At 69.2% G+C, this 26,107-nt stretch carries 22 protein-coding genes and 1 pseudogene; 17 read left to right on the top strand and 6 right to left on the bottom strand.

Translation table 11 applies throughout. The annotated features are described in order from the left end of the window. Positions 1-31: 31 nt before the first annotated feature. Positions 32-823 (bottom strand): MIP/aquaporin family protein, encoded by a 792-nt coding sequence (locus ACF1FZ_RS09890; RefSeq protein WP_391772838.1) that lies wholly within the window; start codon positions 821-823, stop codon positions 32-34. Positions 824-1,083: 260 nt separating this feature from the next. After that, positions 1,084-1,848, bottom strand: a complete 765-nt coding sequence (locus ACF1FZ_RS09885) for an IclR family transcriptional regulator (protein WP_391772837.1) — start codon at positions 1,846-1,848, stop codon at positions 1,084-1,086. A gap of 239 nt (positions 1,849-2,087) precedes the next feature. Here ACF1FZ_RS09885 and metH point away from each other — a divergent pair, with 239 nt between their 5' ends. The 3 genes from metH to ACF1FZ_RS09870 all read left to right on the top strand — a co-directional run bounded on the left by metH (position 2,088) and on the right by ACF1FZ_RS09870 (position 8,391). Beyond that, positions 2,088-5,600 carry a methionine synthase gene (metH, locus tag ACF1FZ_RS09880; RefSeq protein ID WP_391772836.1) on the top strand — a complete coding sequence of 1,171 codons (3,513 nt, stop codon included), beginning with the start codon at positions 2,088-2,090 and terminating at the stop codon, positions 5,598-5,600. 139 nt (positions 5,601-5,739) lie between these two features. After that, complete coding sequence (locus ACF1FZ_RS09875; protein WP_391772835.1) at positions 5,740-6,438, top strand: HAD family hydrolase; 699 nt, start codon at positions 5,740-5,742, stop codon at positions 6,436-6,438. A 360-nt stretch (positions 6,439-6,798) separates the two neighbouring features. Continuing rightward, positions 6,799-8,391, top strand: coding sequence for an ABC transporter substrate-binding protein (locus ACF1FZ_RS09870; protein ID WP_391772983.1), 1,593 nt, complete (start codon positions 6,799-6,801; stop codon positions 8,389-8,391). Between the two features lie 76 nt (positions 8,392-8,467). On the opposite strand, the gene ACF1FZ_RS09865 is transcribed toward ACF1FZ_RS09870, so the two are convergent. Next, positions 8,468-9,139: a response regulator gene (locus tag ACF1FZ_RS09865; protein WP_391772834.1), complete on the bottom strand. Its 672-nt coding sequence runs from the start codon at positions 9,137-9,139 to the stop codon at positions 8,468-8,470. 9 nt (positions 9,140-9,148) lie between these two features. Beyond that, a complete protein-coding gene (locus ACF1FZ_RS09860) occupies positions 9,149-9,994 on the bottom strand; it encodes a RecB family exonuclease (RefSeq protein ID WP_391772982.1) in 846 nt (281 codons plus the stop codon). 170 nt (positions 9,995-10,164) lie between these two features. Here ACF1FZ_RS09860 and ACF1FZ_RS09855 point away from each other — a divergent pair, with 170 nt between their 5' ends. The 3 genes from ACF1FZ_RS09855 (at position 10,165) to ACF1FZ_RS09845 (ending at position 13,150) form a co-directional block, all read left to right on the top strand. Continuing rightward, the gene (locus tag ACF1FZ_RS09855; protein ID WP_391772981.1) at positions 10,165-11,415 is read left to right on the top strand and encodes a site-2 protease family protein; all 1,251 of its coding nucleotides are present in this window, start codon (positions 10,165-10,167) and stop codon (positions 11,413-11,415) included. A gap of 41 nt (positions 11,416-11,456) precedes the next feature. Then, on the top strand, positions 11,457-12,365 hold the full coding sequence (locus tag ACF1FZ_RS09850) for a tRNA (adenine-N1)-methyltransferase (RefSeq protein WP_145806550.1): 909 nt from the start codon (positions 11,457-11,459) through the stop codon (positions 12,363-12,365). A gap of 188 nt (positions 12,366-12,553) precedes the next feature. Beyond that, positions 12,554-13,150, top strand: a complete 597-nt coding sequence (locus tag ACF1FZ_RS09845) for a hypothetical protein (RefSeq protein WP_391772833.1) — start codon at positions 12,554-12,556, stop codon at positions 13,148-13,150. Positions 13,151-13,154: 4 nt separating this feature from the next. Here the strand turns inward: ACF1FZ_RS09845 and ACF1FZ_RS09840 are convergent, their stop codons facing one another. After that, positions 13,155-13,466 (bottom strand): ferredoxin, encoded by a 312-nt coding sequence (locus ACF1FZ_RS09840; RefSeq protein ID WP_391772832.1) that lies wholly within the window; start codon positions 13,464-13,466, stop codon positions 13,155-13,157. Between the two features lie 241 nt (positions 13,467-13,707). Here ACF1FZ_RS09840 and arc point away from each other — a divergent pair, with 241 nt between their 5' ends. The 6 genes and pseudogenes from arc to prcA all read left to right on the top strand — a co-directional run bounded on the left by arc (position 13,708) and on the right by prcA (position 19,540). Further along, entirely contained in the window at positions 13,708-15,474 is a 1,767-nt protein-coding gene (gene arc, locus ACF1FZ_RS09835; RefSeq protein WP_391772831.1) for a proteasome ATPase, read from the top strand. Between the two features lie 226 nt (positions 15,475-15,700). Further along, positions 15,701-17,212 (top strand): depupylase/deamidase Dop, encoded by a 1,512-nt coding sequence (gene dop / locus ACF1FZ_RS09830; RefSeq protein ID WP_391772830.1) that lies wholly within the window; start codon positions 15,701-15,703, stop codon positions 17,210-17,212. Between the two features lie 120 nt (positions 17,213-17,332). Continuing rightward, entirely contained in the window at positions 17,333-17,551 is a 219-nt protein-coding gene (locus ACF1FZ_RS09825) for a ubiquitin-like protein Pup (RefSeq protein WP_014044990.1), read from the top strand. Positions 17,552-17,669: 118 nt separating this feature from the next. Continuing rightward, positions 17,670-17,848: pseudogene (locus ACF1FZ_RS09820) on the top strand (endonuclease domain-containing protein); the annotation flags it as partial. Next, on the top strand, positions 17,800-18,645 hold the full coding sequence (prcB, locus tag ACF1FZ_RS09815) for a proteasome subunit beta (protein ID WP_391772829.1): 846 nt from the start codon (positions 17,800-17,802) through the stop codon (positions 18,643-18,645). The pseudogene ACF1FZ_RS09820 and the gene prcB, both read left to right, overlap by 49 nt. A 55-nt stretch (positions 18,646-18,700) precedes the next feature. After that, positions 18,701-19,540, top strand: coding sequence for a proteasome subunit alpha (gene prcA, locus ACF1FZ_RS09810; protein ID WP_391772828.1), 840 nt, complete (start codon positions 18,701-18,703; stop codon positions 19,538-19,540). Positions 19,541-19,592: 52 nt separating this feature from the next. Here prcA and ACF1FZ_RS09805 read toward each other — a convergent pair whose 3' ends face one another. Next, positions 19,593-20,621: a LacI family DNA-binding transcriptional regulator gene (locus ACF1FZ_RS09805; protein WP_391772827.1), complete on the bottom strand. Its 1,029-nt coding sequence runs from the start codon at positions 20,619-20,621 to the stop codon at positions 19,593-19,595. 129 nt (positions 20,622-20,750) lie between these two features. On the opposite strand from ACF1FZ_RS09805, the gene ACF1FZ_RS09800 reads away from it, so the two are divergent. The 5 genes from ACF1FZ_RS09800 to ACF1FZ_RS09780 all read left to right on the top strand — a co-directional run bounded on the left by ACF1FZ_RS09800 (position 20,751) and on the right by ACF1FZ_RS09780 (position 26,105). Continuing rightward, positions 20,751-22,010, top strand: coding sequence for an MFS transporter (locus tag ACF1FZ_RS09800; protein ID WP_391772826.1), 1,260 nt, complete (start codon positions 20,751-20,753; stop codon positions 22,008-22,010). A 9-nt stretch (positions 22,011-22,019) separates the two neighbouring features. Beyond that, entirely contained in the window at positions 22,020-23,381 is a 1,362-nt protein-coding gene (gene pafA, locus ACF1FZ_RS09795) for a Pup--protein ligase (protein ID WP_391772825.1), read from the top strand. A 237-nt stretch (positions 23,382-23,618) separates the two neighbouring features. Beyond that, positions 23,619-24,596 (top strand): FKBP-type peptidyl-prolyl cis-trans isomerase, encoded by a 978-nt coding sequence (locus ACF1FZ_RS09790; RefSeq protein ID WP_391772824.1) that lies wholly within the window; start codon positions 23,619-23,621, stop codon positions 24,594-24,596. A gap of 65 nt (positions 24,597-24,661) precedes the next feature. Next, positions 24,662-25,036 carry an FKBP-type peptidyl-prolyl cis-trans isomerase gene (locus ACF1FZ_RS09785; protein WP_391772823.1) on the top strand — a complete coding sequence of 125 codons (375 nt, stop codon included), beginning with the start codon at positions 24,662-24,664 and terminating at the stop codon, positions 25,034-25,036. A gap of 115 nt (positions 25,037-25,151) precedes the next feature. Next, positions 25,152-26,105, top strand: coding sequence for a helix-turn-helix transcriptional regulator (locus ACF1FZ_RS09780; protein WP_391772822.1), 954 nt, complete (start codon positions 25,152-25,154; stop codon positions 26,103-26,105). Positions 26,106-26,107: the final 2 nt, after the last annotated feature.

The following is a 26,107-nucleotide window of genomic DNA, read 5'->3' as shown; positions in this document are numbered from 1 at the left end:
CCGGAAGTCTGTGTGGTGTGCAAGGTGTGGCTCAGGCGAAGGCGAGGTTGTAGAGCCCGCCGGCCAGCGCGGCCCCGATGAGCGGTCCTACCACCGGTACCCAGGCATAGCCCCAGTCCGACCCGCCCTTGTTCGGAAGCGGCAGCAGCGCGTGCACGATCCGCGGACCGAGGTCGCGCACCGGGTTGATCGCGTAACCGGTCGGGCCGCCGAGCGACAGACCGATACCGACGACCACCAGTGAGGTGATCAGGGCACCGAGTGCGCCGAGGCCGTTGCCCTCGTCGTTGAGACCCTGGGTGAGGATCGCCAGGACCAGTACGAAGGTGGCGATGACCTCGGTGACCACGTTCTGCACCGCGTGCCGGATCTCCGGGCCCGTGGCGAAGACACCGAGCACGGGGCCGGCCTTCGGCGCCGATGCCTGGTCGACCATGCCCTCCTCGGCCGGCTGCGCCTCCACGATCCCGGGATCCGTGAGATGCGCGTGGAACTGTCCGTAGTAGACGGCCCAGACGAGCACCGCACCGATCATCGCGCCGAGCAGTTCGGAGGCGAGGTACAGGGGCACATCGCTCCACGCGGTGCCCCCCTGGATCGCGAGGCCGATCGTGACCGCCGGGTTGAGGTGGGCACCGGACACGCCGGAGGCTATGTAGGCGCCGGTCAGCACGGCGAAACCCCACCCGAAGGTGATGGCGAGCCAGCCGGCGTTCTGCGCCTTGGAGCGCTTGAGAGTGACGGCGGCACAGACACCGCCGCCGAGCAGTATGAGTACGGCGGTACCGATGGTCTCGCCGATGAAGATGTCGGAGCTGGACACCCGCGACTCCTTTGTCCTTCGTCCAGGGGAAGGCGAAACACCGGGTCCCTCCGGTGGATCGCGCCCCAGGCGGGTATCCGTCAGGGACGGCTACACCACCTGTAGGGCTTGACCGGCCCTCGGCACTGTCACACTCTAACGCGTATTGCCGTTAGGTGTTCGGCAATGCCGACCGGTAGGCGGCAATGTTTCTCTCCGTCGGTGGGTGCGTCAAGAGGTCTGTGGCGCGCGACTCGATCGTTACCGGCGCCGCAGGGTGCTCAGAAGCGTCCGGCGCCCAGATCCCGGGAGACGGCACGGGCGCAGTCCCGTACGGCCGCGACGAGCTCGGGCCGCAGCTCGCCGCCGGAGCAGACGCGCTCCACGGCGCCCGTCACGGCCACGGCGCCGACCGGCATCCTGCGCCGGTCGTGGACGGGGGCGGCCACGGCCGCCACGCCCTCCCAGGTCTCCTCGACGTCGGCGGCCCAGCCCTGCGCGCGGATCAGGTCGAGCAGCGCCTCGAACTCCTCCTCGCCGGTGACGGTGCGCGGCGTGAAGGAGCGCCGCTCCGCCTCGGTGGCCTCGCTGTGGGCGACCGGGTCGTAAGCGGCGAGCACCTTGCCCAGAGCCGTGGAGTGCAGCGGCTGCATGGCGCCGACCTCCAGCACCTGACGGCTGTCGTCGGGCCGGAAGACGTGGTGGACGATCAGGACTCCGTGCTGGTGCAGCACTCCCAGGTGGACGCTCTCGCCGCTGGACCGGGCCAGGTCGTCGGTCCACACCAGCGCGCGGGCCCGCAGCTCGTGCACGTCGAGATAGCTGTTGCCCAGGCGCAGCAGCTCGGCACCGAGCTGGTAGCGGCCGGACGCGGTGTCCTGCTCGACGAAGCCCTCGTGCTGGAGGGTGCGCAGAATGCCGTGCGCGGTACCTTTGGCCAGGCCCAGTGACGACGAGATGTCGGACAGGCCGAGCCGGCGCTCGCCGCCTGCCAGCAGGCGCAGCATCGCCGCTGCCCGCTCGAGCGACTGGATGTTCTTCGCCATCGCGCCGTACTCCTCCACCTCGGTTCGACAATGCTGAACACTATCGGTCGATGCCGACCTCTGTCCGGTGGCGCGAAGATTATGCGTCATCCCGTGAGGGAGCCGGTCCCGCACAGCATGCAGTCCGCCCCGTGGGACACGACGACCGGCCCGTGCGCCTCCCGGCTACGCTGGCCGCGTGCCCCTCTCCGCCAGAAGGGCGCAAAGCCGACAGCCGTCGCATCCCAGGGAGAACATCCATGGCCTCGTTGCCGACCCCCTCAGCTGACAGCCGCACCCGAGCCGCAGCGCTTCGTGAGGCGCTCGCCACCCGGGTCGTGGTGGCCGACGGTGCCATGGGCACCATGCTCCAGGCCCAGGACCCGACTCTCGAGGACTTCGAGCATCTCGAGGGTTGCAACGAGGTCTTGAACGTCACCCGTCCGGACATCGTGCGTTCGGTGCATGAGGAGTATTTCGCGGTCGGTGTGGACTGCGTGGAGACCAACACCTTCGGGGCCAACGCCTCCGCCCTGGGGGAGTACGACATTGCCGGCAGGATTCATGAGCTGTCCGAGGCGGGGGCGCGTATCGCGCGTGAGGTGGCCGACCGGTTCACCGCGGAGAGCGGGCAGCAGCGCTGGGTGCTGGGTTCCATGGGCCCGGGCACCAAGCTGCCGACGCTCGGTCATGCCCCGTACGGGGTGTTGCGTGACGGGTTCCAGCAGAACGCGGAGGGGTTGATCGCCGGTGGTGCCGATGCGTTGATCATCGAGACCACGCAGGACCTTTTGCAGACCAAGGCGGCCGTGCTGGGCGCCCGGCGGGCCCTGGAGGCGATGGGCAGCGACCTCCTGGTGCTGTGTTCCCTGGCGTTCGAGACGACCGGGACGATGCTGCTGGGCTCGGAGATCGGTGCGGCGCTGACCGCGCTGGAGCCGTTGGGTATCGACATGATCGGTCTGAACTGCTCGACCGGTCCGGCGGAGATGAGTGAGCACCTGCGTTATCTCACCCGTCACTCGCGTATCCCGCTGCTCTGCATGCCGAACGCGGGCCTGCCGGTCCTCACCAAGGACGGGGCGCACTTCCCGCTGGACGCCGAGGGCCTGGCCCAGGCGCAGGAGACGTTCGTGCGGGAGTACGGGCTCTCGCTGGTGGGTGGTTGCTGCGGTACGACGCCGGAGCATCTGCGGCAGCTCGTGGAGCGGGTCCGCGGATCCGGGCTCACCCCCCGTGAGCCCCGTCCGGAGCCGGGTGCGGCCTCGTTGTACCAGAGTGTGCCGTTTCGTCAGGACGCCTCGTATCTGGCGATCGGTGAGCGTACGAACGCCAACGGGTCCAGGAAGTTCCGTGAGGCGATGCTGGAGGCGCGCTGGGACGACTGTGTGGAGATGGCCCGCGAGCAGATCCGTGAGGGCGCGCACATGCTCGACCTGTGTGTCGACTACGTGGGGCGTGACGGGGTCGCGGACATGGAGGAGCTGGCCGGGCGTTTCGCCACCGCCTCCACCCTGCCGGTCGTGCTCGACTCCACCGAGGTGCCCGTCCTGCGCGCCGGCCTGGAGAAGCTGGGCGGCCGCGCGGTGTTGAACTCCGTCAACTACGAGGACGGCGACGGCCCCGAGTCCCGCTTCGCCAAGGTCGCCGCACTGGCGGCCGAGCACGGCGCCGCGCTGATCGCGCTGACCATCGACGAGGAGGGCCAGGCCCGCACCGTCGAGCACAAGGTCGCCATCGCCGAGCGGCTCATCGAGGACCTCACCACCAACTGGGGCATCCATGAGGCCGACATCCTCATCGACTGCCTGACCTTCACCATCTGCACCGGCCAGGAGGAGTCCCGCAAGGACGGGATCGCCACGATCGAGGCGATCCGTGAGCTGAAGCGGCGCCGTCCCGGGGTGCAGACCACGCTGGGGCTGTCCAACATCTCCTTCGGGCTGAACCCGGCCGCCCGCCTCGTGCTGAACTCCGTCTTCCTGGACGAGTGCGTGAAGGCCGGACTGGACTCCGCGATCGTGCACGCCTCCAAGATCCTGCCGATCGCCCGGCTGGAGGAGGAGCAGGTCAAGGTCGCCCTCGACCTCATCCACGACCGCCGCCAGGAGGGCTACGACCCGCTCCAGCGGCTCATGGAGCTCTTCGAGGGCGTCAACATGAAGTCGATGAAGCAGGGCAAGGCCGAGGAGCTCCTCGCCCTGCCGCTGGACGAGCGGCTCCAGCGCCGCATCATCGACGGTGAGAAGAACGGCCTGGAGGCCGACCTCGACCAGGCCCTGCGGACCCGGCCCGCCCTCGAGATCGTCAACGACACCCTGCTGGCGGGCATGAAGGTGGTGGGCGAGCTCTTCGGCTCCGGCCAGATGCAGCTGCCCTTCGTGCTGCAGTCCGCCGAGGTGATGAAGAGCGCGGTGGCCCACCTGGAACCGCACATGGAAAAGACCGACGACCAGGGCAAGGGCACCATCGTGCTGGCCACCGTCCGCGGCGACGTCCACGACATCGGCAAGAACCTCGTCGACATCATCCTGTCCAACAACGGCTTCAACGTGGTCAACCTGGGCATCAAGCAGCCCGTCTCGGCGATCCTGGACGCCGCCCAGGAACACCGCGCCGACGTCATAGGCATGTCGGGCCTGCTGGTGAAGTCCACCGTGATCATGAAGGAGAACCTGCAGGAGCTCAACCAGCGCAAGCTGGCGGCCGACTACCCCGTCATCCTGGGCGGCGCCGCCCTGACCCGGGCCTACGTCGAACAGGACCTGCACGAGATCTACGAGGGCGAGGTCCGCTACGCCCGCGACGCCTTCGAGGGCCTGCGCCTCATGGACGCCCTCATCGCGCTCAAGCGCGGCGTCCCCGGCGCCGCGCTGCCCGAACTCAAGCAACGCCGGGTCCCCAAACGCGACACCCCGCTCGCCGAGGCCGACGAGCCGGAAGAGGGCGTGCGCTCGGACGTCTCGGTCACCAACCCGGTCCCCGAACCGCCCTTCTGGGGCACCCGGGTCGTCAAGGGCATCCAGCTCAAGGAGTACGCCTCCTGGCTGGACGAGGGCGCCCTGTTCAAGGGCCAGTGGGGCCTCAAGCAGACCCGCGCCGGTGACGGACCGGCCTACGAGGAACTCGTGGAGCGTGAGGGCCGTCCGCACCTGCGCGGCTGGCTGGACAAACTCCACACCGAGAACCTGCTGGAAGCCGCCGTCGTCTACGGCTACTTCCCCTGCGTCTCCAAAGGCGACGACCTGATCCTGCTCCACGAGGACGGCTCCGAGCGCACCCGCTTCACCTTCCCGCGCCAGCGCCGCGGGCGCCGCCTCTGCCTCGCGGACTTCTTCCGCCCCGAGGAATCGGGCGAGAGGGACGTGATCGGCCTCCAGGTCGTCACGGTCGGCTCGAAGATCGGCGGCGCCACCGCCGAACTCTTCGAAGCGAACTCCTACCGCGACTACCTGGAACTGCACGGACTGTCCGTGCAACTGGCCGAAGCACTCGCCGAGTACTGGCACGCCCGGGTCCGCAGCGAACTCGGCTTCGCCGGCGAGGACCCCTCCGACGTCCAGGACATGTTCGCCCTGAAATACCGCGGAGCCCGCTTCTCCCTGGGCTACGGCGCCTGCCCCGACCTGGAGGACCGCGCGAAGATCGCCGACCTCCTGGCACCCGAACGCATCGGCGTCACACTCTCCGAGGAATTCCAGCTCCACCCCGAACAGTCCACCGACGCCATCATCATCCACCACCCCGAAGCGAAATACTTCAACGCACGGTAGGACGCCGTTCGACGCGTGGTAAGGAACCATCCCGCGCGCCGTACGCCCACGAGCCGTAGACTGGTCGGTCCAGTGCAGGCCGGTCGCCGTTCCCACCGGGAAGGCGGCCGGCCTTCTCGTCCCTCATGGAGGTGTGCCGATGACCAGTACGGTCCCCGCGTCCCTGATCCGTACGGCCGAAGGGTCCGCGCTGCAAGCGGTCCTTCTCGACATGGACGGCACACTGGTCGACACCGAAGGCTTCTGGTGGGACGTGGAGGTCGAGGTCTTCGCCGATCTCGGTCACCGGCTCGAGACGGCCTGGCGCGAGGTGGTCGTCGGCGGGCCGATGACCCGTAGCGCCGGCTACCTCATCGAGGTCACCGGCGCCGACATCGCCATCGAGGAACTCACCGTGCTGCTCAACGACCGCTTCGAGAAGCGCATCGGCCGCGGTGTGCCGCTGATGCCGGGTGCCGCCCGGCTGCTCTCCGAACTCGCCGTGCACGAGGTGCCCACCGCCCTGGTCTCCGCCTCGCACCGACGCATCATCGACCGTGTCCTGGACTCGGTGGGCCGTCACCACTTCGCGCTCACGGTCGCGGGGGACGAGGTGAGCCGTACGAAGCCCCACCCCGAGCCCTACCTCGCGGCGGCGGCGGGTTTCGGGGCGGATCCGTCGCGCTGCGCGGTCATCGAGGACACGGCGACGGGAGTCGCCGCGGCGGAGGCGGCGGGCTGCCCCGTCGTCGCCGTGCCGTCCGTGGCGTCGATCGCCCCCGCGCCCGGGAGAGCCGTCGTCTCCTCCCTGGAGCAGGTGGACCTCGCCTTCCTGCGGGGCCTGGTCGCCCAGGAGTGAGCCCCGGCTCACCTGACGTGGCCTGCCGGCAGGCGACAGGGAGACCGCCGCGAAATGCGGCCGGTCCGCGTTTTCCGGCTCGAATCAGGTCCATGTCAATGCGGTCGATACCGTTCGGGCGTGATGTTCATCACCTCATGGGGCGCTCCAGGTTTCAGGAGGAAGATCCGAGTGCCCGATTCGCGACCCCATACGTCCGCATTCATGGAGTCGTGCACGAATCATTCCCGAGCGTGACATGGACAACCCGTCATCGGCGATCACCGAGTGAATACGCAGCCGGTCCGCACCGGTCAGGCCCTCCTTCGGCGCCTACTAATCTCAGTTTTCTCACATGCCGGAATGAGGGAGAACGTCCAGATGAACCGCAAGACGCTGGTGCTGCCGGCCGTAGTGGGCCTGCTCGCACCCGTGCTCGCCGCTTGTGGCGGGTCGGACGACGGGGGCGATGCCATCGTGGTCGGGACAACGGACCAGTTCATCGCCTCGAAGGACAACCCGGCCCCGCTCGACCCGGCGATCGGCTACGAGGCGGGCGTGTGGAACCTGCTGCGCCAGACCGTGCAGACCCTGACCCGCATACCTCGCGGCGGGGGAGAGCCGGTGCCTGAGGCGGCCGAGAGCTGCACCTTCACGGACACGGAGAACGAGAGCTACCGCTGCACGCTGCGCGACGGTCTCACCTTCGCGGACGGCACCCCCGTGACTCCGGAGGACGTGAAGTACTCCATCCAGCGGGTCCTCGACATCAAGGACGAGAGCGGCCCGGTCGGTCTGTTCGCCAACATCGACACGATCGAGACCAAGGGTGAGAAGGAGATCGTCTTCCACCTGGGGACACCGGACGCGACCTTCCCCTACAAGCTCGCCACACCGCCCGCGGGCATCGTCCAGAAGGACAAGTACCCGGCGAAGGCCGCCCGTAAGGGCTTCCAGGTCGACGGTTCCGGCCCGTACACCATGGAACCGGAAGTCAAGAACAACCAGATCGTCAAGGTGGTCTTCACCAGGAACCCGAAGTACAAGGGTGACCTGAAGATCAACAACGAGAAGGTCGAGCTGGACCTGTTCCCCGACGCGGCGGCGATGGGGAAGGCGCTCGACGACAAGAAGATCGACATGATGACGCGCAACATGTCGCCCGAACAGGCCCAGAAGATGCTGGCGGAGCCGAAGGAGGGCGTCAAGCTCACCGAGATGCCCGGTCTCGCCATCAGCTACCTCGCGTTCGACACCGAGGACCCCGTGGTGAAGGACAAGGCCGTACGCCAGGCGATGGCGCAGATCATCGACCGCGGGGCCATCGCGAGCAAGGTGTACGGAAGCACCGCCGAGCCGCTCTACTCGCTGATCCCGTCCGGCATCACCAGCCACACCAACTCGTTCTTCAACAAGTACGGTGAGCCCAGCGTCGCGAAGGCCGCCGCGACCCTGGAGAAGGCCGGCATCAGCACGCCGGTGAAGTTCACGCTGCACTACACGACCGACCACTACGGACCCGCCACCAAGGCCGAGTACGAGATGCTGGCGAAGCAGCTCAACGACTCGAAAATGTTCGAGGTCGACGTCCAGGGAACGCCGTGGGACAAGTTCCGCCCCGCCCAGAAGAAGGGCGACTACGCCGTGTACGGCATGGGCTGGTTCCCCGACTTCCCGGACCCGGACACCTACATCGCGCCGTTCCTCGACGAGAACAACTTCCTCAACTCGCCGTACGCGTCGACCGAGGCGCAGAAGACGCTCATCCCGCAGTCCCGCCGCGAGGCGGACCGCAGCGCCGCGACGCCGGCCTTCGAGAAGCTCCAGGACATCGTTGCCAGCGATGTCCCCGTGCTCCCGGTCTGGCAGGGCAAGCAGTACGTCGCCTCGCTCGACGGGGTGACCGGTGTGGAGTGGGCCGTCAACTCCTCGGCCGACCTCCAGCTCTGGGAGCTCGGACGCGGCGACTCCTGACGCGCCACCCTGCGGAGACCGGCGCGGTCCGGGGCCGCCGGCCCCGGACCGCGCCGGTCTCGTCCCCGTCCCGTCCTCACTGGGCGCCGGGACGCACCAGCCCGCTCTCGTACGCGTAGACGGCCGCCTGCACGCGGTCGCGCAGGCCCAGCTTCGTCAGCACGTGGCCCACATGCGTCTTGACCGTCGTCTCGCTCACGAACAGGTCGGCAGCGATCTCCGCGTTGGACAGACCGCGCGCCACCAGCTTCAGCACCTCCACCTCACGGTCGGTGAGGGTGTGCAGGGCGTCCGGGACGGGCTCCTCACCCGAGGGCAGATGGTCCGCGTACTTGTCGAGCAGGCGGCGGGTGATGCTCGGCGCCAGCATCGCCTCTCCCGCGGCCACCACCCGGATGGCCTGCACCAGCTCGTTGGCCGGCGCGTCCTTCAGCAGGAAGCCGCTGGCGCCGGCGCGCAGCGCCTCCACCACGTACTCGTCGAGATCGAACGTCGTCAGCACCAGGACCTTCGCCGGGCCGTCCCGCCCGGGACCCGTGATCTGGCGGGTCGCCTCGACCCCGTCCATCCGCGGCATCCGGATGTCCATGAGCACGACATCGGGCTGCAGCGCCCGCACCTGGTCGATGGCCTGCAGACCGTCGCCGGCCTCACCGACCACCGCGAGATCGCTCTCCGCCTCCAGAATCATCCGGAAACCGGTGCGCAGCAGTGGTTGGTCATCGACGAGCAGGACGCGGATAGCCACGTAATCTCCTTAAGGGCCTTCGGGGGCCGCCGGCCGACCGGCGTCGGACCGGGCCGGCTCCATTCTGCCCCGGGCAGTATCCGCCGGTTCCGCCGGGCGCACGGACAACGGATAGACCGGGGGAGTCCCGCCGAACTCCGGACAGACCGCCTGGTGGTCGCACCAGCCGCACAGCTTCGTCGGCCTCGGCCGCCACTCGCCCGTCTCGGTGGCCAGCCGGATCGCGTCCCACAGTGCCAGCAGCTTGCGTTCCACCCGCTCGAGGTCGGCCGGGACGGGGTCGTACGTCAGCACGTCCCCGCTGCCGAGATAGACCAGCTGGAGCCTGCGCGGCACCACGTTCTTCAGACGCCACACCACCAGGGCGTAGAACTTCATCTGGAACAGCGCGCCCTCCGCGTATTCCGGCCGCGGGGCCTTACCCGTCTTGTAGTCCACGATGCGGACCTCGCCCGTCGGGGTCACATCGACGCGGTCGATCACTCCTCGCAGCCGCAGGCCCGAATCCAGCTCCGTCTCGACGAACAGCTCCCGCTCGGCCGGCTCCAGGCGGGTGGGGTCCTCCAGCGAGAACCACCGCTCCACGAGCCGTTCCGCCTCGCCCAGCCACCCCGCGAGCCGCTCTCCCCCGGGATCCCCCTCGAACAGCTCCGCGAGCTCGGGCTTCGACTCCAGCAGCCGGTCCCACTGGCCGGGGACCAACGCCTTGGCCCTCGGCGCCGTACGGTCCACCGCGGGGGCGTCGAACAACCGCTCGAGCACCGCATGCACCAGCGTGCCTCGGGTAGCAGCTTCACTGGGCTTCTCGGGGAGCTTGTCGATGACCCGGAAGCGGTACAGCAGGGGACACTGCATGAAATCGCTCGCGCGCGACGGCGACAGGGACGAGGGTGGCTGAGGCGGGCGCGGTACGGACGTCATGACGCAGACCCTACGGCCCGCCACCGACACCCAGCGGCATACCATCGACGGCAGAGCTCGTACACAGCATGATCGTGGCAGAAGCCACCGACCGAAGGGACCCCGTGGACGAGAGCGGCGACAGCGGGCGCCCGCAGCCCGGCGCAGGGGGCGCGGGCCCCGGCACCGGGCCGGACAAGGGCGGACCGCGACGCCCGGCAGATCCGGGCGGCGGCCTCCTCATGGGCCGCCCCTTCGGTGTGCCGGTGTACGTGGCGCCCAGCTGGTTCGTCGTCGCGGCCCTGATCACCTGGGTCTTCGGCGGCCAGCTCGACCGGGTCCTGCCGGAGCTGGGCGGAGCCCGCTACCTGGTCGCGCTCTTCTTCGCGATCGCCTTCTACGCGTCCGTGCTCGTCCATGAGCTCGCCCACACCGTCGCCGCCCTGCGCTACAAACTGCCGGTGCGCCGCATCCAGCTCCAGTTCTTCGGCGGCGTCTCCGAGATCGAGAAGGAAACCGAGACCCCCGGCCGTGAGTTCGTCCTCGCCTTCGTGGGGCCCCTGCTCTCCCTCGTCCTCGGCGGCCTCTTCTACCTCCCGCTCCAGTTCGTCGAAGCAGGCACCGTTCCGGGCGTGCTCCTGGCCGGACTGATGATCTCCAACCTCATCGTCGCCGCCTTCAACCTGCTGCCCGGACTGCCGCTGGACGGCGGACGCATGCTCCGCGCGGTCGTCTGGAAGATCACGGGCAAGCCGATGAGCGGCACCGTCGCCGCCGCATGGGTCGGCCGGGGCCTGGCCATCACCGTCTTCGTCGGCCTCCCCCTGCTCACCCACACGGGCGCCCTCGGAAGCGCCACCGGCGAGATCAGCGGGTTCGAGACCGTCACCGACGCCCTCCTCGCGGCGATCCTCGCGGCGATCATCTGGACCGGGGCGGGGAACAGCCTGCGGACGGCCCGGCTCCGTGAACACCTCCCCGAACTGCGAGCCCGCACCCTCACCCGGCGCGCCGTGCCCGTCGAGTCCGCCACCCCGCTCTCCGAGGCACTGCGCCGCGCCAACGAGGCGGGTGCCCGTGCCCTGGTCGTCGTCGACGGACAGGGCAGCCCCAAGGGCGTCGTCCGGGAGGCGGCGATCGCGGGGGTCCCCGAACACCGCCGGCCCTGGGTGGCGGTCAGCGGCCTCGCCCAGGACCTCACCGACGGCATGAAGGTGCCCGCCGAACTCGCGGGCGAGGCTCTCCTGGACCGGCTGAAGGCCACCCCGGCCACGGAGTACCTGGTGGTCGAGGAGACCGGCGAGATCTACGGCGTCCTCTCCACCGCCGACGTCGAGCGCGCCTTCATCAAGGCCATGGCCCGGCCCTCGGCCTGACACCCGGGAAACGCCCCCCGAAATACCGGTAGGCTGGTCACATGTCCGAACCGACCGGTGCCGCCCGCCGTCGCGGCCCATTCAAAGTCGGGGACCAGGTCCAGCTCACCGACCCCAAGGGACGCCACTACACCTTCACGCTCGAGGCCGGGAAGAACTTCCACACCCACAAGGGTTCTTTCCCGCACGACGAGCTGATCGGTGCTCCCGAGGGCAGTGTTGTCCGTACCACGGGAAACGTCGCCTACCTCGCGCTGCGCCCCCTGCTCCCCGACTACGTCCTGTCCATGCCCCGCGGTGCCGCCGTGGTCTACCCCAAGGACGCGGGGCAGATCCTGGCGTTCGCCGACATCTTCCCCGGCGCTCGCGTCGTCGAAGCGGGAGTCGGCTCCGGGGCGCTCAGCACCTTCCTGCTGCGCGCCATCGGTGAGCAGGGCATGCTGCACTCCTACGAGCGCCGCGAGGACTTCGCCGAGATCGCCCAGCAGAACGTGGAGCGTTACTTCGGCTCCCCGCACCCCGCCTGGGAGCTGACCGTCGGTGACCTGCAGGACAACCTGTCGGACACCGACGTCGACCGCGTCGTCCTGGACATGCTGGCTCCGTGGGAGTGCCTGGAGGCCGTCTCCAAGGCCTTGGTGCCCGGCGGCATCCTCTGCGCGTACGTCGCGACCACGACCCAGCTCTCGCGGACCGTCGAGTCGATCCGCGAGATCGGCTGCTTCGCCGAGCCGCAGCCCTGGGAGTCGATGATCCGCAACTGGCACGTCGAGGGCCTGGCCGTGCGGCCCGACCACCGGATGATCGGCCACACCGGCTTCCTCGTCACCGCCCGCCGTCTCGCGGACGGCGTCGAGCCGCCGCTGCGCCGTCGTCGCCCGTCCAAGGGGGCCTACGGCGAGGACTACGACGGCCCCGGCAGCCGGAGCGGGTCCGCCGCCCGCGACTGACCTCCCGCAACGCGCAGGCGCCGCCGCCGAGTTCCCGGACCGACCCGGGAGGCCGGCGGCGGCGCCTTTTCGACGACCCCGCCGTTCCCCTCGGGTGTGAGGTGTGGCACGATGCTGGCCACCCCCGCCCGCCGAAGCCCGGCCGGCACCGCCCATCCAGGCCTCCAGGACCACAGGAGACACACCGCGTGCAGACCTCCGCGCTCCCGGACCTCGCGCACACCGGAGCCAGGCCGGTGCACTGGCTCGCCACGGCGACGGCGATGGCCGCGGTCGTCGCCGTCGCGGGCCTGCTGCAGCCCGAAGCGGCCACCGCCACGGCCGAGGCGTCCGAGCACCGGGTCGCCACACAGCACGGCAGCGCGCCCGCCGCCACGGCGCCCGACCCGGCAGGCGTCACCTTCCCGCTCGACTGCGGCGCCGCGGGGCAGACCGTGGCCGACAGCGCCGTCGGAGACCTCGACGGGGACGGCGGGCCCGAGACGGTGGCCGTCGTCCGCTGCGCAGCCGGATCGGGCACCCCGCCCAGCGGCATCTACGTCGTGACGCAGTCGGGCGGGGCCGCACCCCGGGTCGTGGCGACCCTGGTGGACCCCGCTCGGAAACTCAACGTCACCGATTTCGCCGTCCGGGACGGCCGGGTCTCGGCGACCCTGCTCGGCTACTCCTCGGCCGACGTACCGCGCTGCTGCCCCGACGAGCTGGAGAGGGCGACCTGGCAGTGGAAGGGAAACGCCTTCGTCACGTCGGCCGGCCCCGCCGGGAGCACCGCGCAGGGTGCCTGAGCCCTTACTCCGCGTCCGGCCCGAAGACTTCCACACGGTCCGAGACGCGACGTACGTGAATGCAGTCGCCCGGGCACTCCTTGGCCGAATCCACCACGTCCTGGAGGAGGGGCAGCGGCACCGGTGTGGTGGCGCCCTTGTCCTGGAGGAGCTCGTCCTCGGTGCTCTTCACGTACGCCAGACCGTCGATGTCCAGCTCGAACACCTCGGGCGCGTACTGCACGCAGATGCCGTCGCCCGTACAGAGATCCTGGTCGATCCAGACCTCGAGGTCCTGCGTGTCGCTGTCGCCCGGAGCGTCTTGCTGCACGGTCATGTGTCCTGCCGTTCCCTGCGTATCTGCACCAATTGAAGCCAGCCCTGACGGGTGTTGAACGCTTCGACGATACAACCGGCTGCTTTCCGGTGCCGAAGGGTGGGTATTCCCTTGGCGGGAGGGAGGGCGCAAGGGTGAAGATCGGACACACTTCCGGGTCTTTGTGATCTAGGGGTTTCAATCATCACCCACCCAGGTAGGGTCAGGAAGCGTCCAGCTCCCCTTGGAGGAGGTGAGGACCGTGGCAGCCCACGACGACGACATCAACCGCGGCATCCGGCCCGGGCGGGGGTCAGAAGACCCAGCCGGCCAGGTTGCCTTTCTCGAGCAGGAAATCGCCGTCCTGCGACGTAAGCTCGCCGACTCTCCGCGTCATACGAGGATTCTCGAAGAGCGGATCGTCGAGTTGCAGACCAGCCTGGCGGGCGTGTCCGCGCAGAACGAGCGGCTCGCCGGCACACTCCGGGAGGCCCGCGACCAGATCGTGGCCCTCAAGGAGGAGGTCGACCGGCTCGCGCAGCCGCCGGCCGGCTTCGGTGTCTTCCTGCAGGCCAACGAGGACGACACCTGCGACATCTTCACCGGGGGCCGGAAGCTCCGGGTGAACGTGAGCCCCAGCGTCGAGCTCGACGGCCTCCGGCGGGGCCAGGAAGTCATGCTCAACGAGGCGCTCAACGTGGTCGAGGCCATGGAATTCGAGCGGGCCGGGGACATCGTCACCCTCAAGGAGATCCTCGAGGACGGCGAACGCGCCTTGGTCATCGGGCACACCGACGAGGAACGGGTGGTGAGGCTCGCCGAGCCCCTGCTGGACATCACCATCCGTCCCGGCGACGCCCTGCTGCTCGAGCCCAGGTCCGGCTACGTCTACGAAGTGGTCCCCAAGAGCGAGGTCGAGGAGCTCGTCCTCGAAGAGGTCCCGGACATCGACTACGACAAGATCGGCGGCCTGGGCGACCAGATCGAACTGATCCGCGACGCGGTCGAGCTCCCGTACCTCCACCCGGACCTCTTCAAGGAGCACGAACTGCGTCCGCCGAAGGGGATCCTGCTCTACGGCCCCCCAGGCTGCGGCAAGACACTCATCGCCAAGGCCGTCGCCAACTCGCTGGCCAAGAAGGTCGCCGAGGTCACCGGACAGCCCGCGGGGAAGAGCTACTTCCTCAACATCAAGGGCCCCGAGCTCCTCAACAAGTACGTCGGTGAGACCGAGCGGCACATCCGCCTCGTCTTCCAGCGTGCCCGGGAGAAGGCGAGCGAGGGCACCCCCGTCATCGTCTTCTTCGACGAGATGGAATCCCTCTTCCGCACCCGTGGTTCAGGCGTCAGCTCGGACGTGGAGAACACCATCGTCCCCCAGCTGCTCGCCGAGATCGACGGTGTGGAGGGCCTGGAGAACGTCATCGTCATCGGCGCCTCCAACCGCGAGGACATGATCGACCCCGCGATCCTGCGGCCGGGCCGTCTCGATGTGAAGATCAAGATCGAGCGTCCGGACGCGGAGGCCGCGAAGGACATCTTCGCGAAGTACCTCACCCCTTCCCTGCCGCTGCACTCGGACGACCTGGCCGAGCACACCGGCTCGCGGGAGGCCGCCGCCCACGCGATGATCCAGTCCGTCGTGGAGCGGATGTACACGGAGTCCGAGGAGAACCGCTTCCTCGAGGTCACCTACGCGAACGGCGACAAGGAAGTCCTGTACTTCAAGGACTTCAACTCCGGAGCGATGATTCAGAACATCGTGGACCGGGCAAAGAAAATGGCCATCAAGGCTTTTCTCGAGCAGGGCCAGAAGGGCCTGCGCGTCTCCCACCTCCTCCAGGCGTGCGTGGACGAGTTCAAGGAGAACGAGGACCTGCCCAACACCACCAACCCGGACGACTGGGCCAGGATCTCCGGAAAGAAGGGTGAGCGGATCGTGTTCATCCGCACACTCGTCACCGGAAAGCAGGGCGCGGACACCGGTCGTTCCATCGACACGGTGGCGAATACCGGACAGTACCTGTAAAACGCAGACCGGCTGCGGATGCCCGGCGGGCATCCGCAGCCGGCCGTTTTCCCGGCAGTGCCGGCCACACCCGAACAATGACGTAATCGATCTCCCCACCGGCGCAGAGGCACTCTAGGCTCTGACATACCGCCGAGTCGCGCAGTGCGGGGACGGGCACCGCGGACCAGCAGCGGTACTTGAGCGCCGCTCCCGGACGGGAGCGCCGCCGGGCAAGGAGGGCCGCATGACCGTACGGCGAGTGATGGGCATCGAGACGGAGTACGGGATCTCCGTCCCCGGTCAACCCAACGCCAATGCCATGCTCACCTCGTCCCAGATCGTCAACGCCTACGCGGCGGCGATGCACCGGGCGCGCCGCGCCCGCTGGGACTTCGAGGAGGAGAACCCGCTGCGCGACGCGCGAGGCTTCGACCTCGCCCGTGAGACCGCGGACTCCAGCCAGCTCACCGACGAGGACATCGGCCTGGCCAATGTCATCCTCACCAACGGTGCGCGGCTGTACGTCGACCACGCGCACCCCGAGTACAGCTCACCGGAGATCACCAATCCGCTGGACGCGGTGCTCTGGGACAAGGCCGGCGAGCGGGTGATGGCGGAAGCGGCCGAACGGGCCGCCGCGATCCCCGGTGCCCAGCCGATCCACCTCTACAAGAACAACACCGACAACAAGGGCGCGTCCTACGGCACGCACGAGAACTACCTGATGAAGAGGGAGACCCCCTTCTCGGACATCGTGCGTCATCTGACCCCGTTCTTCGTCTCCCGCCAGGTCGTCACGGGTGCCGGCCGGGTCGGCATCGGCCAGGACGGCCACGAGCACGGATTCCAGATCAGTCAGCGTGCCGACTACTTCGAGGTCGAGGTCGGTCTCGAGACCACGCTCAAGCGCCCCATCATCAACACCCGCGACGAGCCGCACTCCGACGCCGAGAAGTACCGCAGGCTGCACGTGATCATCGGTGACGCGAACCTCTCCGAGATCTCGACCTATCTGAAGCTCGGTACCACCTCGCTGGTGCTGGCCATGATCGAGGACGGCTTCATCAAGGTGGACCTGGCGGTCGACCAGCCGGTCCGCACCCTGCACCAGGTTTCGCACGACCCGGCGCTGAAGCAGCTGATCACGCTCCGTAGCGGTCGCACGCTCACCGCGGTGCAGTTGCAGATGGAGTACTTCGAGCTGGGCCGCAAGTACGTCGAGGAGCGGTTCGGGGCCGACGCCGACGAGCAGACCAAGGATGTCCTGGTCCGCTGGGAGGACACCCTGAACCGTCTGGAGAACGATCCGATGAGCCTGTCGGGCGAGCTGGACTGGATCGCCAAGCGGGAGCTCATGGAGGGCTACCGGCGCCGTGACAGCCTGGACTGGGACGCTCCGCGCCTGCATCTGGTGGACCTCCAGTACGCCGACGTGCGGGCCGACAAGGGCCTGTACAACCGCCTGGCCGCCCGGGGGAAGATGAAGCGGCTGCTCGACGAGAGCGATGTCCAGCGGGCCCGCACGAAGCCGCCCGAGGACACCAGGGCCTATTTCCGGGGCCGCTGTCTGGAGCAGTACGCGGACGACGTCGCCGCGGCCTCCTGGGACTCGGTCATCTTCGACCTGCCGGACCGTGACTCGCTGCAACGGGTGCCCACCATGGAACCGCTGCGAGGTACACGTAGTCACGTCGAGGAGCTGCTGGACCGCTGCCGCACCGCGGAAGAGCTGGTCCGGACGCTGACGGGGGGCTGAAAGGCCCTCCGGCTGGGAATCAATCAGATGACCTCCGGACGTTGAGGAAAGTACCGGGCCGATGTCGGACCCCCTAGGTAGGGTCTGATCAAGTGCTTCGAACCGAGCGGGGTGAGCTACATGGCGACCAAGGACACCGGCGGCGGACAGCAGAAGGCGACACGCTCCACCGAGGAGACCGAGGAGCAGGTGCAGGACGCCCAGGCGTCCGAGGACCTCAAGGAGCGGCAGGAGAAGCTCAGCGACGACGTCGACGACGTCCTGGACGAGATCGACGACGTCCTCGAGTCCAATGCCGAGGATTTCGTTCGTTCGTTCGTTCAAAAGGGCGGCGAGTAACAACCGGAGATCCGGCCCGGACCGCTCGCCGGCGGCCTGGCGCCGCAGCACGGCGCCTTCCGTGGGATGCCCCCGCTCGCACCGGGGCATCCCACGGGAGCGCTTCCGCACCCGGGATCATGTTGATCACCGTCACCGGGCGGGTAGGGTCCGTGGCGTACTGCTTCAACTGCAATGCGGCCATCGGCAAGTCGGGGGGATGATCCTGACTCCTTGCGCAGGGCCATCGCATACCTGGAGGGAAACGCGTGGAAGCCAACACTCGTAGCACCGGGCGTCTACCAGCTGCGTTCCTGACGCCGGGTTCGTCCTCGTTCATGGACTTCCTGTCCGACCACTCACCCGAGATCCTCCCCGGCAACCGCAGCCTGCCACCGCTGCAGGGCGCCATCGAGGCGCCGCACGGCACGACCATCGTCGCGGCCTCCTTCCCCGGCGGAGTGGTGCTCGCCGGTGACCGGCGGGCGACCATGGGGAACATGATCGCGCAGCGCGACATCGAGAAGGTGTTCCCGGCCGACGAGTACTCGGCGGTGGGCATCGCCGGCACGGCGGGTCTCGCCGTGGAGATGGTCAAGCTGTTCCAGCTGGAGCTGGAGCACTTCGAGAAGGTCGAGGGCGCCACGCTCTCCCTGGAGGGCAAGGCCAACCGGCTCTCCACGATGATCCGCAGCAATCTGGCCATGGCCATGCAGGGCCTGGCGGTTGTCCCGCTGTTCGCCGGGTACGACGTCGACCGTGAGAAGGGCCGGATCTTCTCGTACGACGTCACCGGCGGGCGTTCCGAGGAACACGGTTACGCGGCCACCGGCTCGGGCTCCGTCTTCGCGCGAGGGTCGATGAAGAAGCTGTACCGCGACGACCTGACGGAGGAACAGGCACTCACCCTGGTCGTGCAGGCGCTGTACGACGCGGCCGATGACGACTCGGCGACCGGTGGCCCGGACGTGGCCCGCCGGATCTACCCGATCGTCACCGTCATCACCGACGAGGGCTTCCGCAAGCTGGACGACACGGAATCCTCGGAGATCGCACGCGCGATCCTGGAGCGCCGGCTCGAGCAGCCCGACGGCCCCCGCGCCGCACTGCTCTGACCGGCCCGATGCTTCTCCGATGCACTCGTCACTGACAGAAAGGGACGGATAGCCGGTGTCGACGCCGTTCTATGTCTCACCTCAGCAGGCCATGGCCGACCGGGCGGAGTACGCCCGGAAGGGCATCGCCCGTGGTCGCAGCCTGGTTGTGCTGCAGTACGCCGACGGCATTGTGTTCGTCGGCGAGAACCCGTCCCGCGCGCTGCACAAGTTCAGCGAGATCTACGACCGGATCGGCTTCGCCGCAGCCGGTAAGTACAACGAGTACGAGAACCTCCGGATCGGTGGGGTCCGTTACGCCGACCTGCGGGGTTACACCTACGACCGTGACGACGTGACGGCCCGTGGGCTGGCCAACGTCTACGCGCAGACGCTCGGCACCATCTTCTCCAGCGCGGCCGAGAAGCCGTACGAGGTGGAGCTGGTGGTCGCCGAGGTCGGCGCCGGACCCGAGGGCGACCAGATCTACCGGCTGCCGCACGACGGTTCGATCGTGGACGAGCACGGCTCGGTCGCGGTCGGCGGGAACGCCGAGCAGATCAGCAGCTTCCTCGACCAGCGCCACCGTGACGGCATGTCGCTCGCCGAGGCGCTGAAGCTGGCCGTGCAGGCGCTGTCCCGCGAGGCCAACGGCAACGAGCGGGAGATCCCCGCCGAGCGGCTGGAGGTCGCGGTCCTGGACCGGACGAGGCCGCAGCAGCGCAAGTTCAAGCGGATCGTCGGCCGGCAGCTGACCAGGCTGCTGGACGCGGACGGTGCCGGGGCGACCCCCACGGACGCCCCGTCCGACACGGAGGAGCCGGAAGGCGGCAGCACGCCGGCCGCCGGTACCGGCGCTCCCGCGAAGGACGCCGACGGTCCCGCGGAGGGCACGGGCGGGACCACCAAGGAGTAACCGGTTCGGGCAAAGTCCTCCGGGCGCCGCGTGCGGGGGCCGGAGGACTTCGTCACGCGGTGGCCGAAGGCGCGGTGGACCCCCGCACCACCAGCTGGACGGGCAGGTCGCGGTGCTCCGCGGGGCGGCCCTCCAGGACGTCCAGCAGCGCCCTCATGCCCTGCTCGCCCACCTGTTCGGCGGGGAGGCGCACCGTGGTGAGCTCCGGTTCCACCGCCGTGGCGAGCGCCAGGTCGTCGAAGCCGGTCACGGAGATGTCGTCGGGCACCCGCAGTCCCCGTCTGCGCACCGCTTTGCAGGCGCCGGCGGCCAGGATGTCGTCGTCGCACACGATGGCCGTGGGCGACGGGCCCGAGGAGGCCAGGACCGCCTCGGCCGCCTCACGCCCGGCCCGCACGTCCAGCGGTGCGGTCACCGTATGCAGGACGGCGCCGGGGGTGCCCCGCACGGTCTCCCGCAGCGCACGGGCGCGCGCGGCGAAGGTCCAGGTGTCCACGGCGGACGCGAGGTGCACGAGCCGGCGGTGACCGAGGGTCAGCAGATGGCCCGCCACCTGGCGCATGCCGTCCGCGATGTCGAGATTGACGCGCGCGGCGGCCCCGTGGTCCTCGGGGTCGCTGTCCAGCATCACCAGAGGCAGGTCCGCGCCCCGCAGCGCCCCCAGGGCGTCCGCCGCCATCGACGAGGCGATCACCCCGTCGAGTGCCGCGCGCGCCGAGGCGAACGGGTCCCGCGCGGGGCCGGTGCCGTCGGGGGACGGATAGAGGACCACGCCGAAGTCGTGCTCGGCGGCGACGCCCGCGGCGCCGGTGTACACCCGGGCGAAGAATTCGTTGGTGAGCGCGGGCACGACGAGCAGGGCGGTGCGGGTGCGGCCCAGCCGGAGACTGCGGGCGGCGTGATTCGGCCGGTAGCCGAGGTCCCGGGCGCTGTCACGGACGCGCTCGGCGGTCGCCGCCGACACCCGGCCCCGCCACTTGTCACCGAGCACGAGCGAGACCGTGGCCTGCGAGACGCCTGCCGTCCGGGCCACGTCGCGACTGGTGGGCCGGGGTGGGGCGGGCTGCTGGGCGCTGCTCACTCGTGCCTCCGTGCTGGGGCGTTCGCCTGCGGCGGGATGGACTCCCGGGCTGCCCACATGGTACGTATGAACGCTGACGTTATACGTAAAACCCCGGGGCTGTGACACCGGCGGGGGAGAGGGGCGGACATGGCCGCGGGATATCTGGACATCCTCCGGGCGCGGCACGCCGCCCGGCTGCTGACGGGCACGCTGGTGGGACGGCTGCCGAACGGCACCGCCCACATCGCGATCGTCCTGTTCACCCGGGCGGAGGGCGGCAGCTACACGCTGGCCGGCGCCCTCGCGGCGGCGTACGGCCTGGCCACAGCGGTGGGTCAGCCCCTGCTGGGCCGGGCCGTCGATCTGTACGGCCAGCCGCGCGTCCAGTTCCCCGCGGCGGTCGTCTCCGCGCTCGGCATGGCCGTGCTCGCACTGGTGGGCCTCGGCTCGCTCCCGGTCGCGTACGCGGCGGTCGTCGTGGCCGGCGTGTTCACACCCCCGCTGGAGGGCGGCCTGCGTGCCCTGTGGCCGACGGTCCTCGGCCGGGAGGACCGGGTGCACCGGGCGTACGCCATGGACGCGGTGGCCCAGGAGATCATGTTCACCGTGGGGCCGCTCCTGGTGACGGTCCTGGTCTCGCTCTGGTCGCCGGCGGCCGCGCTGCTGGCCATCAACGCCATCGGGGTGCTGGGAGCGCTGTCCGTCGTCCTCTCCGAGCCCTCCAGGACGTGGCGCTCGGCGCCCCGCGAGGCGCACTGGCTCGGCGCCCTGCGCTCACCGGGGCTGCTCGCCCTGCTGGGCGCCTTCTTCTTCGTCGGCGTGGCGCTCGGCTCGATCACGGTGGCCGGTGTCGCGTACGCCGACGACCACGGCCGGGAGTCCGTGTACGGCTGGCTGATGGCCGCGCTCGGCCTCGGTGCGCTGATCGGCGGAGCGGTGTACGGGGCGCGGCAGTGGGCCGGGGCGCCCGAGCGCAGGCTGCGCGTCATCGTCGCGCTGCTGGCCCTGGGCTACCTGCCGCTGATGCTGACGCCCGGTGTGCCCGCCATGACCGCGCTGGCGGCACTCGCCGGGGTGTTCCTGGCACCGGCGATCGCCTGCTCGTTCATCGTCGTGGACCGGCATGCGCCGCGGGGCACGGTGACCGAGGCGTTCTCCTGGCTCGTGACGACCTTCGGGGTGGGCGCGGCGGCCGGAACCGCTGTGGCGGGTCCGGCCGCCGAGCTGGGCGGGACGGCGTGGAGTTTCGCCGTCGCCGGGGCCGGCGGAGTGGCGGCGCTGCTGGTCCTGCTGGCCACCGGAAGGGTCCTCGCAGATCCCGGGCGCGCACCCGTGGCCGTGACCGGTTCGGAAAATGATCGGAACGGTGCTGTCGAACCCGGTTTCAGCTCAGGCCATAAGGCGTAATGTTCAGTCATGGACCGCCGCATTTTCGGGCTGGAGAACGAGTACGGCGTCACGTGCACGTTCAGGGGACAGCGCCGGCTGTCACCTGACGAAGTGGCGCGCTACCTCTTCCGCCGTGTTGTGTCATGGGGCCGCAGCAGCAATGTCTTCCTGCGGAACGGCGCCCGCCTGTACCTCGACGTGGGATCGCATCCGGAATACGCGACACCCGAATGCGACAACGTGACCGAACTGGTCACGCACGACAAGGCGGGCGAGCGCATTCTCGAAGGCCTGCTCGTCGACGCCGAACGCCGCCTGCACGAGGAGGGAATCGCGGGCGACGTCTATCTCTTCAAGAACAACACCGACTCGGCCGGAAACTCCTACGGATGTCATGAGAACTACCTCGTGGCCCGGCACGGGGAATTCTCCCGGCTCGCGGACATCCTCATCCCTTTCCTCGTCACCCGCCAGCTCATCTGCGGTGCCGGCAAGGTGCTGCAGACGCCGCGCGGAGCCGTCTACTGCGTGAGCCAGCGGGCCGAGCACATCTGGGAGGGCGTCAGTTCCGCGACGACGCGCTCCCGTCCGATCATCAACACCCGGGACGAACCGCACGCCGACGCCGAGCGGTACCGCCGCCTCCACGTCATCGTCGGTGACTCCAACATGTCCGAGACGACCATGCTCCTCAAGGTCGGTGCCACCGACCTCGTGCTGCGGATGATCGAGGCGGGCACGGTGATGCGCGACCTGACCCTGGAGAACCCGATCCGGGCCATCCGCGAGGTCAGCCACGACATCACGGGACAGCGGAAGGTGCGCCTGGCCAGCGGCCGTGAGGCATCGGCCATCGAGGTCCAGCGCGAGTACTACGAGAAGGCCGTCGACTTCGCCGAACGCCGCGGCATCCGCACCGGCACCGTCGACCAGGTCCTCGAACTGTGGGGCCGCACGCTGGACGCCATCGAGGCCGAGGACCTGGACCGGATCGGAACCGAGATCGACTGGGTCATGAAGTACAAGCTCATCGAGCGCTACCGGGCCAAGCACAACATGACCATGTCGAATCCGAGGGTCGCTCAGATAGACCTCGCCTACCACGACATCCACCGGCGGCGAGGGCTCTACTACCTCCTGGAGCGCAAGGGGCAGGCCGCCCGCATCTGCAACGACCTCAAGATCTTCGAGGGCAAGTCGGTGCCCCCGCAGACGACCAGGGCGCGGCTGCGCGGCGACTTCATCCGCCGGGCGCAGGAACAGCGGCGGGACTTCACCGTCGACTGGGTCCACCTCAAGCTCAACGACCAGGCGCAGCGCACCGTGCTCTGCAAGGATCCCTTCCGTTCCGTCGACGACCGGGTGGAGAAGCTGATCGCGGGGATGTGAGCGCCGGAAGCCCGCTCGGCGGCCTGTGCTCAGGGGCCGCGACGATGCCCTTTCGATTTTCCTGGTTCCCGCACACGGGGCGGTCATCGAGGGAAGCGGGCCGCCTGCGGGAAGGACTCACCGTACGCCGGGGCGAATCCGCCCCGGCGTACGGCTGTGCCGGTAACCGTGATGCCGCTGGGGTGAAGTCGTAGAGTGACGGGAGTGCCCCGAGCCCCCTACTCGCGAGTTGGACTGATGAACCCCACGAAAACTGCCCGGCGTGCCGCCGCCGTACTGGTTGTGCCCGCTCTGCTGTTCACCGCCGCCTGCGGTTCCGACGCCGAGGACAAGGACGAACCGAAGTCGGGGGCCGTCGCCAAGGTGTCCGGGAAGTTCGGCACCGAGCCCGAGATCGAGGTTCCCAAGGGTGCCAAGGTGTCCGACAAGGTCGTGACGGACGACGTCTCCGCCGGTGACGGTGCCGAGGTGAAGAAGGGCGACATCGTCCGTGTGGACTTCGCCGGCAACATCGAGGCGCTCGGTTCCACCTGGGCCGAGCGTCAGGGTGCCGACCCGAAGGCCCCCCGTGCGCAGGTCGTGCAGGAGGTCGGCCAGCAGGGACAGATGCTGCCGGCCAAGGTGGCCGACGCGCTGATCGGCCACAAGGTCGGCAGCCGTGTCCAGGTCGAGGGCACGGCCGAGTCGATCGTCGGCGACCAGTTGAACCCGCAGGCCGGGATCAAGCCCACCGACCCCCTGATCTGGGTCGTCGACATCGTGAACGCCAGGAAGGTCGACAAGAAGGGCGAGGTGAAGGGCGCGCAGGCCGCGAGCGAGCCCGGCATGCCCGAGGTGAAGGCCCAGCCGCAGAAGGCCGCGACGATCACCGTTCCCAAGGGGGAGAAGGCACCGAAGACCCTCCAGGAGCAGGTGCTGATCAAGGGCGACGGCGCCGAGGTCAAGGCCGGCCAGGGCCTGGTCGTCCAGTACACGGGTGTGAAGTGGGAGGACGGCAAGAAGTTCGACTCCTCCTGGGACCACGGTGGCGCGAGCGTTTTCCCGATCGGTGTCGGCGGCGTCATCTCGGGCTGGGACAAGGGACTGGTAGGCAAGCACGTCGGCGACCGTGTCCTGCTGGCCATTCCGCCCAACCAGGCCTACGGCGCCGACCCCTCGAACGAGCTGGCCAAGAACAACCTGGTCTTCGTCGTCGACATCCTCGGCGCTGTCTGAGCGGTGGCGTGAACCGTGCGAAAATCGTGCGGTCGTCCCCAAGATTCTTTATTAGGAGCAATTCAGTGAGCATCGAGAAGCCCGAGATCGACTTCCCGGGTGGCGAGCCGCCGGCCGACCTGGAGATCAAGGAAATCTGGGAGGGCGACGGACCCGTGGCCCAGGCGGGTCAGACCGTCTCCGTGCACTACGTCGGTGTGGCCTTCTCCACCGGTGAGGAGTTCGACGCCTCGTGGAACCGCGGCACCCCGCTGCAGTTCCAGCTCGGTGCGGGTCAGGTCATCGCGGGCTGGGACCAGGGTGTCCAGGGCATGAAGGTCGGCGGCCGTCGCCAGCTGACCATCCCCGCGCACCTCGCCTACGGCGACCGCGGCGCCGGCGGCGGTGCCATCGCCCCGGGCGAGACGCTGATCTTCGTCTGCGACCTCGTCGGCGTCTGACCCGCCCGTCCACCGCAGCCAGGGCGCGTGCCGCGAGGCGCGGGCCCTGGCTTTGGTCCGGACACCCCGGGGCGGTACGGTCGACGGTCGGAGAGCACGTGGAGAAAGGGCGTCGATGGCGATTGCCAAGGCCGAACGGCTGATGAACCTGGCACTGTGTCTGCTGGGTACCCGGCGCCCGCTCAGTAAGCGTGAGCTCCGCGGATCCATCGAGGCCTACCTGGAGGCGGGCTCCGACGAATCCTTCAACCGGATGTTCGAGCGCGACAAGGACGATCTGCGCGAACTCGGCCTGGTCATCGAGACCGTGGAGAACCTGGACGGTGACACCGGGTACCTCGCACGCCGTGACAGCAACCGGCTGCCCCCCATCACGCTGGACGCCGAGGAGGCAGCGGCCCTCGGACTCGCCGCCAAGGTCTGGCAGCAGGCCAGGCTCGCCGGCGCCGCCAGCGGCGCCCTGCAGAAGCTGCGGGCCGCCGGCATGCCGGAGGCCGAGGACGCCTACGAGGTGCACAGCGCCCTCGAACCACGCATTCCGGTCCACGAGGCCGCCTTCGAGCCGCTGATGCTCGCCTGCCGGGACCGCCGCCCGGTCACCTTCGACTACCGCAAGGGCAACTCCGCCCGTCCCGAGCAGCGGCAGGTCGAGCCCTGGACACTCGAATGCTGGCGCGGCCACTGGTACCTGGCCGGCTGGGACCGCGACCGGGGCGCCGAGCGGGTCTTCCGGCTGTCCCGGATCTCGGGCCGGGTCCGCTCCCGCGCCGGGGCCTTCACGGCCCGGGTCCCCGACGCCGTCACCGTCCGCGAGACGGTGGAGAGCTGGGCGGGGGAGACCGCCACCAGGACCGCCCGCATCAGGCTGCGTACCGGCTCCGGTTACCCCCTGCGCTCCCGTGCGATATCCGTACGGGAACTCGGTGACGGCTGGGACGAGCTGGAGATCCCGTACGGGCACGGGCTGGACGCCTGGCTCGTCGAGTTCGGGCCCGACGTGATCGTGAGTGAGCCCGCCGATCTGCGGGCCGACGTGATGGACCGGCTGCGCGCCGTGGCCAAGGACTGAGG

This window comes from Streptomyces sp. NPDC014623 (genome assembly GCF_043088245.1).
Classification (GTDB): Bacteria; Actinomycetota; Actinomycetes; order Streptomycetales; family Streptomycetaceae; genus Streptomyces.
The sequence above is the reverse complement of the archived record's forward strand: the minus strand, read 5'-3'. Positions and strand labels throughout refer to the sequence as shown.

What these genes read in the sequence shown, in the direction of transcription:
- ACF1FZ_RS09825 (WP_014044990.1), top strand. Translation starts at nt 17,333, where the DNA reads ATGGCGACCAAGGACACCGGCGGCGGACAGCAGAAGGCGACACGCTCC.
- ACF1FZ_RS09840 (WP_391772832.1), bottom strand. Translation starts at nt 13,466, where the DNA reads ATGACCGTGCAGCAAGACGCTCCGGGCGACAGCGACACGCAGGACCTC.
- ACF1FZ_RS09885 (WP_391772837.1), bottom strand. Translation starts at nt 1,848, where the DNA reads ATGGCGAAGAACATCCAGTCGCTCGAGCGGGCAGCGGCGATGCTGCGC.
- ACF1FZ_RS09780 (WP_391772822.1), top strand. Translation starts at nt 25,152, where the DNA reads ATGGCGATTGCCAAGGCCGAACGGCTGATGAACCTGGCACTGTGTCTG.
- ACF1FZ_RS09800 (WP_391772826.1), top strand. Translation starts at nt 20,751, where the DNA reads ATGGCCGCGGGATATCTGGACATCCTCCGGGCGCGGCACGCCGCCCGG.
- ACF1FZ_RS09790 (WP_391772824.1), top strand. Translation starts at nt 23,619, where the DNA reads ATGAACCCCACGAAAACTGCCCGGCGTGCCGCCGCCGTACTGGTTGTG.
- ACF1FZ_RS09850 (WP_145806550.1), top strand. Translation starts at nt 11,457, where the DNA reads ATGTCCGAACCGACCGGTGCCGCCCGCCGTCGCGGCCCATTCAAAGTC.
- dop (WP_391772830.1), top strand. Translation starts at nt 15,701, where the DNA reads ATGACCGTACGGCGAGTGATGGGCATCGAGACGGAGTACGGGATCTCC.
- ACF1FZ_RS09875 (WP_391772835.1), top strand. Translation starts at nt 5,740, where the DNA reads ATGACCAGTACGGTCCCCGCGTCCCTGATCCGTACGGCCGAAGGGTCC.
- pafA (WP_391772825.1), top strand. Translation starts at nt 22,020, where the DNA reads ATGGACCGCCGCATTTTCGGGCTGGAGAACGAGTACGGCGTCACGTGC.
- metH (WP_391772836.1), top strand. Translation starts at nt 2,088, where the DNA reads ATGGCCTCGTTGCCGACCCCCTCAGCTGACAGCCGCACCCGAGCCGCA.
- ACF1FZ_RS09870 (WP_391772983.1), top strand. Translation starts at nt 6,799, where the DNA reads ATGAACCGCAAGACGCTGGTGCTGCCGGCCGTAGTGGGCCTGCTCGCA.
- ACF1FZ_RS09860 (WP_391772982.1), bottom strand. Translation starts at nt 9,994, where the DNA reads ATGCAGTGTCCCCTGCTGTACCGCTTCCGGGTCATCGACAAGCTCCCC.